The organism is Streptomyces sp., from assembly GCF_031178505.1.
Classification (GTDB): Bacteria; Actinomycetota; Actinomycetes; order Streptomycetales; family Streptomycetaceae; genus Streptomyces; species Streptomyces gulbargensis.
On the sequence record NZ_JAPSIW010000456.1, the window covers coordinates 1 to 5,772 of the forward strand.

A 5,772-nucleotide genomic window follows, 5' to 3' on the forward strand; every position below is an offset into this window, starting at 1 on the left:
GGCGATGAAACCGGCGATGAGGCCGATGAGAATCCACGCGATGATGCCCATGATGCGTCTCCTACCTGCTCACATAAAGCCTACGTTAATACGGCGTCTGCGCGTTCGGAGAGCTTTCAAACCTGCTTGTCTTCTCCGCCTGCATGCAAGGCGAGGAGGAAGGGCATTCGTCGCCGTCCCGCTCGCCGACGCCGCCAGGGACCTCCCGAACCAGACCGACTTTCTGGACCACCGCGACGCCGCCAGGCTGGGGTGGCTCACCGCGACCCTCGGCAGTGTCAGGACGCCGGCAGCCGTCGGAAACCACAGCTCCCACGTCCCCACTCATGCCACCTCCCGCGCCTTCACCGCGCGCTCGCCTTCCGCACGGGCGGTCACCAGCGCGAGGAGTGCCCGGCGGCGCGAACGAGTCACCCAGCGCACCGGCCGACCGGGCGGGCCATCGACCAATCTCCGGCCGGGGCGGCTCACCAGTAGGCGCGGTCGTCCCAGGACCGGAAGTCCGCGAACTCAACAGGATCGTCTTCCTCGTCCAGGCCGGCGAACCCGTGCGTGACCAGGGTGCCGCGCTGCCAGGCGAGAAGGGTGTCGATGAGGCCACCCTCGAGCGGCGGCCCCTGGTCCGCGTGGCGGGGCCAGACGATCAGCGGCCATGTGTCGGGATCCCCGCCCTCGGTGAGCCAGCCGAGGTAGTCGCCGTCGATGGAGTTGGCGAAGGGGAGGAAGCCGCCGGACTCGGGCCAGACGGCCAGGCGGTACCAGTCCGCGTTGCCGTCCTTGAGCTGCCGGTAGGCGTCCGCTGTGTCCGCGACGTGCGTGACGAACCGCCGCTCACCGGTCCGGAGCGGGGTATGGAAACGCAGCCACCCGCTCCAGATGCCAGCGCCGTACTCGTCCATCAACTTCACGTACTCCCCGGGCAGCCGTGTGCCCAGCTCGGCGAACAGTCCCTCCCAGGAGCCGTCGCCCAGGTACGGCCGCTCGGGTGGCGGCGACAGCAGCCGCAGCCCGTCCAACCCGATGCCGCTGTCCAGCGCGATTCGGCGTTCGGCCTCGGTGAGCCGGGACGGGACCGGCGCCGGTGGGGTCCACACCTCGGCGTCGGGAAGGAAGGCGGTACGCGCGACAGTGCCGGGCAGCGGGCCCAGCAGCGGGCCGGGAGGAGAAGGAAGCTCCCAGGCGTCACGGACGGTGTACCGCAGATAGTCGGTGAGCGTCAGGTCGTACCGGTGCCACCGGAGCAGTCCACTGCCTGGCACCGCCCCCGAGTGTTGCACCACCACGGTCCACCTGTTGGGGTCGGTGGAGACCGAGGTGTCCCAGAAGAGTACGTCGCTGCCCCGCGTGCACCCCCAGGCCAACAGGCCGCCGGGCTCGGGATGGAAAACGGGCCGCTCGGCCTCGGACAGCTCGCGCGCCTCGATCCGTGCCTCCCGGTGCGTCGCTCGCAGCCACTCGCCGTAGTCGAAGCGGTCCCGCTGGACGCACGGCACGTGGATCCACACGTACTCACCGAAGTCCAGCGGGCCGTACCGGTCGGCAAGCCGCTTGTAGTCAGTCGGCAACCGCAGTCCGAGCCAGTCCTCGACGGCCGACCAGTCGATGGGTACAGAGGAGGGCGGGCCTCCGGTGGAAGGGGTGGAAAAGGCCCCTATATCCGATGTCATGTGACATCCTTCCAGCATGCGTCATGTGTTCGGCAGATTCTTCCGTCTCCGCCGGCCGGGCGGAAATCAGGCGACGGCGGGTATGCCGCGCGGGTCCGACCGGAGCGTTTGGAGGGCGAGTCTGCCCGCGGCGTGGCGAACTGGACGTGGAGTGAGTTGACCGAGGAAGCACGGCAGCGAGGCATCCGACGTGTCACACACCCTCGATGAGCAACTCTTCTCTCACCAGCGGCAAAGATCGAGAACCTGCGGTTCTCTGCCCGGATCTTCTGCTCTGCTCCGTCGGTGCGGCCCGCACGACGCTAACGTCAAGTCCATGATCGTATGGATCAACGGCACCCACGGCGCAGGCAAGACGACGACCAGCGCGCTCGTCCAGCGGTTCATCCCGAACTCGCGGGTGTTGGACGCCGAGAAAGTCGGCGAGACACTCATGGACATCACGCCGGGACTGCCGGCGACGGACAACTTCCAGCACTGGCCGCCCTGGCGGCCCCTCGTGGTCGAAACCGCCCGACGCGTCCTCGACTACACCGGCGGAACCCTGGTGATGCCCATGACGGTCCTGGTCGAGCAGTACTGGCGCGAGATCAGCGCGGGACTTGCCCAGCACGACATTCCTGTGAGGCATTTCGTCCTCCACGCAGACCAGGACACCCTCCGCGCACGCATCGCGGGCGACACCGTTCTCGGCCCCAACTCGCCGTTCCGTCTCCAGTACCTTGAGCCCTACGCCGAGGCCGCCCGCACGTGGCTGCACGCCGAGGCCGAGGTCGTCGACACCACACACCTCACCCCCACACAGGCCGCCCAACAGATCGCAGAGGCCGTCAAGGGGTGACCTTCCGGCACCGCACCTCGCAGGTGACAACAGGACCGCCTCTGGGACAGCGGCCGTGCTTCGGCTGACGCCTGGGTCCGTCACCCCCGGTCGAACAGCGAATTCGGGGGCTGAGCAACCGCCGAAGAACGACGAGTCCCCGATGACCTGCGGGATCTGCGGATGCCGGCCCCCGCCGAGGACACGGCGCTCCGCCGGACACTGCCACAGTCGGTCTCGGGGAGCGGAGGCCGGCGGGCGTTTCCCTATGAGGAGATCCGCCGACGGCACGGGCGAGAACGAGCTTCCCCGCTCCCGCACGCGAGTTCGGCGTGTCCGCCTCGACCATCCGGGCCCAGACCCGGCTGCCGTAAGGCGTTGCCTCCCTGAGGGCGGAAGAGGTCCAGTCGAGCCGTCCCACACCGATTTCGCAGCCTAGGGCGGTGAGCCGCCGCATGGCCTGACGATTACGGGCCGGGGAACCCTCGCACGCTACCGGGCCGGTCGGCACGCGGCTGTCCCCTCCAAGAGGTCGGCGTCAGCTGCACCACAGAGCTGCGTCGCGTCTTCGGAGGTGAACACCGCCGCGCGCAGCACCTGAACCGGCCGGCTCCCCACGTCACTACGCACATCATCCGCACCCTGCGCAGGGGGCCGGAACCTGAAAAGCGGTCGCCGCCGCGGTCGGCCTGTCCGTGACGACCGTCCACGCCCGCATGGGGCAGGACGGGCGTGCTGCTCAGTGAGCCGTGGCGAGGAGGTCCACGGCCTGTGTGATCCCCACACCGACCACGATCCGGCGCCGACTGGGCGGGATGAGTTGTCCGTTGCCTCCAGCAAGAGGCAACGGGCAGCGTGGCGTGCCGGGAGGGCGTGCTCGTACGGCTGCCGGGTGGTGCGATCACGAGCCGGGTCTAGCTTGACTGGCCCCCTGCGGGGACTGTCCAGGCCTGTGTCATTTCCTCAGACCGTCCACCGGACTGTGCCTGCCCCCGGGCAGGCTCCGGTGCCCTGTGGCGAGTGAGACGAAGCGCCGGCCCAAGGCCGGGGAGCCGTGGATCTACGGTCAGGCTGAGGCGCCGGGGCCGGCGGTGGTGCGGGCGTAGTGGTCGGCGATGTCGTCGCTGGTCGTGGTCCACACGCCGGGGTGGTTGACGACGTATTCGAGCGCCTGGTCCAGGTATTTCATCCGGAACGCCTGGCCGGTCACGAAGGGGTGCAGGGCCAGTGCCATCACACGGCCGCTGTGCGCGGAGTCCGCGTACAGCTGGTCGAGCTGGTCCTTGACGATCTGCACGAAGTCGGGGCCACTGATGGAGTGGGCGGTGAACAGCCCCAGGTCGTTGAGTTCGAGGGTGTAGGGGACACTCAGGAGCCCGGGCACGTTCAACCGGAACGGCTGGTCGTCGGCGGTCCAGTCCAGCACGTAGCGCAGGCCGAGTTCGGCGACCAGCTCCGGGGTCCGGAACGTCTCGGTGAGGGCGGGTCCCATCCAGCCGCGGGGACGCTGCCCGGTCGCCTTCTCGATGGTCTCGACGACCTCGGTCAGGTAGGCGCGCTCATCCGCTTCGACCTCGGCCTGCAGAGTGGAGTTGTTCTTGCCGTGGGCGAGCCAGGCCCAGTCGCGCGCCCGGCCGGCCTCGACGATCTGCGGGTAGTGCTCGGCGACATCGGAGTTGAGCAGCACGCTCGGGCGCACGCCGTGCCGGTCGAACGACTCGATCATCCGCCAGATCGCCACCCGGGGGCCGTAGTCGCGCCACCCGTGGTTCAGCGGATCGGGCACGAGCGCCGCGGTGCTTTGGTTGATGCTCGTGGACGGCTTGCCCAGGATGAAGTGCTCCACGTTGAGGCCGACGTAGAACGCCACCCGGGCGCCGTCGGGCCACAGGATGGGCGGGCGTTCGGTAATGGGGCTGTAGTCGTACAGGTCGTTGCGCATGGAATTCCCTTCACAGGCACCGTCCTTGGGGACGGCAGCGGAGCCGAACTGCGGGAGCCGATCCGTGTCGTATCGCGAACCGATACGGATCGTGTCGCGGCATGGCGTCCGTGTCAACACGAACCGGATCGTCTCCCCCATGCGGTAACGTGACTCGGTCAGCACCATGGAGGCGACATGAGCACCACGCGCGCACCCGACCCGGCCCGGCGCAACCCGCACACGACCGCCGCGATCCTCGAGGCCGCGCTCGGCATGGCACGTGAGATCGGCTTGGCGCGCGTCACCATCGAGGGGATCGCCGCTCGCGCGGGCGTCGGCAAGCGAACCGTCTACCGCTGGTGGCCCTCCAAAGGCGCGGTCGTCCTCGACGCGTGGGCGCAGCAGCTCGAAGAGCGCCTGCACCGGCGTCTCGACACCGCGCAGACCGGCGACTTCGAGGCCGACCTGAAGCTGATGGTCAAAGACGCCTGGATCGACACGATCGGCGACACCCGCAGCGTGCTCGCCTCGATCGTTGCCGAGTCCCAGCACGACCCCGACCTCGCCGCGCAGTTCCGTCAACGCCTTATCGACCCCGCCACCGCGCTGGTCGCGGAGCGCATCCGCCGCGCCCAGGCGGACGGACAGGTCGCCGCCGACATCGACCCCTACCGCGCCATCGAGCTGATCTACGCCCAGCTGTACTACCGGCTGCTCGTCGTGCGCGGCCCGAACGACGAGGCATACGTCGAGGACGTGGTCGAACTCGCCATGCGCGGGCTCAGGCCCACTCGCCGGAGCGGGGCATGACCCCCACCCGCCGGACGTCCGCCGGCGGATGATCCCGGAGCCGGAAAGCCCGCACCGCCGCCTCTTCGGCACGGTGTCATGGGACTGGTCTGCCGAAGGCCAGGACCTGGAGGCACCCGTCGCCCGAGGCCGAGGTGCAGGTTCCAGGGGTTGATGCCGAGAGTGCGGTGAAGGAGTTCGCCGATGTGCCCGGCGCCGAAGAGGTGGCGGCGGGTCTCGGCCAGGTGTGGTGACGTCAGAAGGCCCGGCAGATCGGTGTGGTCGATCGCGGCGACGGCGGCGGCGAGCACCGGTTCGCCGGACCGATCCGGGGCCGCATCACCGCCCCGGAGGAGCTGGGCCATCATGATCACCAAGCCTGTGTCCTGCGCTGCTGCGCAACTCGGCCGGCCACTCTCCGACCGACCGCAACCCTGAATCCTCTACCGCTCCGGCCTCTGGCACCATGACGCATCCATGTAAATCGAACTCATGGGGGTGGGCGCACGTGCGCCGCAGTCTGACACGACTTCCAGGAAAGAGAAGCATCCTCGCCGCGAGTGGTGGGCTGG

4 protein-coding genes are annotated in these 5,772 nt (G+C 69.0%); 2 read left to right on the top strand and 2 right to left on the bottom strand.

Features of this window, described 5'->3' with window-relative positions; genetic code table 11:
• Positions 1 to 467: 467 nt before the first annotated feature.
• Positions 468 to 1,667 (bottom strand): SMI1/KNR4 family protein, encoded by a 1,200-nt coding sequence (locus RIF68_RS25035; protein WP_309053559.1) that lies wholly within the window; start codon positions 1,665 to 1,667, stop codon positions 468 to 470.
• Between the two features lie 316 nt (positions 1,668 to 1,983).
• Here RIF68_RS25035 and RIF68_RS25040 point away from each other — a divergent pair, with 316 nt between their 5' ends.
• Entirely contained in the window at positions 1,984 to 2,508 is a 525-nt protein-coding gene (locus RIF68_RS25040; protein WP_309053560.1) for an AAA family ATPase, read from the top strand.
• A 1,045-nt stretch (positions 2,509 to 3,553) separates the two neighbouring features.
• Here the strand turns inward: RIF68_RS25040 and RIF68_RS25045 are convergent.
• Positions 3,554 to 4,429: a polysaccharide deacetylase family protein gene (locus RIF68_RS25045; RefSeq protein ID WP_309053561.1), complete on the bottom strand. Its 876-nt coding sequence runs from the start codon at positions 4,427 to 4,429 to the stop codon at positions 3,554 to 3,556.
• 177 nt (positions 4,430 to 4,606) lie between these two features.
• Here RIF68_RS25045 and RIF68_RS25050 point away from each other — a divergent pair, with 177 nt between their 5' ends.
• Positions 4,607 to 5,221, top strand: a complete 615-nt coding sequence (locus RIF68_RS25050; RefSeq protein WP_309053562.1) for a TetR/AcrR family transcriptional regulator — start codon at positions 4,607 to 4,609, stop codon at positions 5,219 to 5,221.
• Positions 5,222 to 5,772: the final 551 nt, after the last annotated feature.